3 protein-coding genes are annotated in these 1,785 nt (G+C 63.6%); all 3 read right to left on the bottom strand.

Annotated features, from left to right (window positions below; all coding sequences use genetic code 11):
- Window positions 1-354 precede the first annotated feature (354 nt).
- On the bottom strand, window positions 355-840 hold the full coding sequence (locus tag MUO23_11920; protein MCJ7513664.1) for a hypothetical protein: 486 nt from the start codon (window positions 838-840) through the stop codon (window positions 355-357).
- Window positions 841-883: 43 nt separating this feature from the next.
- A complete protein-coding gene (locus MUO23_11915; GenBank protein MCJ7513663.1) occupies window positions 884-1,243 on the bottom strand; it encodes a hypothetical protein in 360 nt (119 codons plus the stop codon).
- A gap of 70 nt (window positions 1,244-1,313) precedes the next feature.
- Window positions 1,314-1,785, bottom strand: a 472-nt coding sequence (locus tag MUO23_11910; protein MCJ7513662.1) for a hypothetical protein, incomplete at its 5' end; no start/stop codon positions are given.

Here is a 1,785-nt window from a genome sequence, read left to right as displayed (position 1 = left end):
GGCCTCGGCATCGCCGTAGCGCTTGGTGATGCTCACCGACCAATCGACGCCGTGCTTCACGAAGGCGTCGTTGAGCGTGTTCAGGATCGGCTGATCCCGGCCGGAGGCCGGGTTGATGACCACATGGATGCGTGGGTAAGGCGGTGTCATGTCTCCCCCCAGGAGGTCTCGGGCCCGGGCATCCGACCCGGGCTGTCATGGATGGCAGCTGGGATTCTAGCCCCGGGACGAGAGTCGTCGCGCTCGCGGGCGCATGCCGACCCGGGGGTGTCGATGAACCCCGCCGCCTCTCACCCTCGGGCAAAGGATGGAGAGGCGGAAGCCTGAGGCTGGGCTACGACGCATCCGGCCAAGCTAGTCCGCACCGGCTTCGAGCGAAGCTTGCAGGCCATCCAGGTCTTTCTCAAGCCCCTCGCGTTCCTCTGCATCGATGACCTGATCCAGCAGCCGGCGCGCCTGCTCCAGCTCTTTGCGCGCCTGAGCCGGGTCGCCGGACACGAAGGCGGCGCGGGCCAGTGCCTCGTGGGCGTAGCCAAGATAGAAGGGTCCCTCGCTTTGGCTAAGCTCGAGGCTCTTCTGGGCGAACAGCCGGGCGCCTTCGGCCTGGCGGGCCAGGGCAAGCGCCCGGGAGACCTGCCAGGTGCCGAGCGCTCGGTTCTGTCCGCTGCAGTCTGCTCGCTGGGTCCAGTGCCACAGGGAGGCCATGGCCAGCAAGACCATTGCCTCCTCCTCTTCCGCGCTTCGCTGCGGCATGTCAATGAGGTCCCAGGCACGGTTGAAGCATGTGGCGGAGAAGTACTTGTGGGCAGACGCGAGTTCGAAATCGATGGGATCAGCCATCACCTAGCCTCCAGGCGAGCCTCGGGCCTCCCAGCCAGGGCCGTCAGGCTTTGAGGTTGAAGTGCAACTCCCGGTCGTGGAAGCGGTTGTCCACCTGGGCCTGGTGAGTCGCCGTCAGCACGTACAGGATGTTGAGGGCTTGGAGCGGCCCCTTGATGTGCTCTGCCTTGCCGGCGCGCTGGTGAATCGCCTTTGAGGTGACTCCCTTCTCGCCTGCAAACTTCGACCGGACGTAGTCGACCGCATCGGGGTCTACGATGTTGAAATAGCCGGCGTTGGGCTTGGTGTGCGAGAAAGACAGGACCAGGTAGTGGTGTTTGCCCTGGAAGACATGGTAGGTTTGACGCAAACCCGATGCCTCTCCCTTGTAGGCAAGGTCTGAAAGGAGTGCATCGACCCTCATCGGTTCACCTCCTTGCACGATCGGGAAGCCGCGGGGAAAGCAGGAGCCTGAAAGCCGGCGGCGTTCGCCTCTACGGCCGCCGCGGAATGTAGATGTCCTCCGGCGTCAGCTCACAGGCGTCGATCATGTTCAGGCAATACTCGAGGCGACCCAGGTTGGCATCGACGTTGTTAGTCCCAAACGTGAACCGGACTGCGGCGGCCTTTGCCCGACGGATGAAGGCCGCGCTCGGGATGCGGAAGCGGGCGTTGATCTCGACGGGAACGCCCTTGCGCACGATAGCCTCGATCACCCGATCCATTCGCTCGACAGTCCAAAGCGAATCGTACTGCGGAGCGATACGGTCCGGCAAGAACGTGGCATTGACGAAGACCTCGAAGGGCTCGTCGCCGAGCACCCCCACGATCTTGTCCACGTACCAGTCCATGAAGTCCTGCTCGTTTTCGATCTCAACTTCCTCCGGGATCCACAGCCGGATGCGCCGGCCGGCAGGATCGTCGAAAGTCAGGCAGTCGGTGAAGACGTAGTCGTAGCGGCGCATT

This window comes from Anaerolineales bacterium, assembly GCA_022866145.1.
Classification (GTDB): Bacteria; Chloroflexota; Anaerolineae; order Anaerolineales; family E44-bin32; genus PFL42.
This window is presented reverse-complemented; position numbering and strand designations above follow the sequence as displayed.

Coding starts and splice junctions, on each gene's coding strand:
- MUO23_11915 (MCJ7513663.1), bottom strand. CDS start 1,243: ATGAGGGTCGATGCACTCCTTTCAGACCTTGCCTACAAGGGAGAGGCA.
- MUO23_11920 (MCJ7513664.1), bottom strand. CDS start 840: ATGGCTGATCCCATCGATTTCGAACTCGCGTCTGCCCACAAGTACTTC.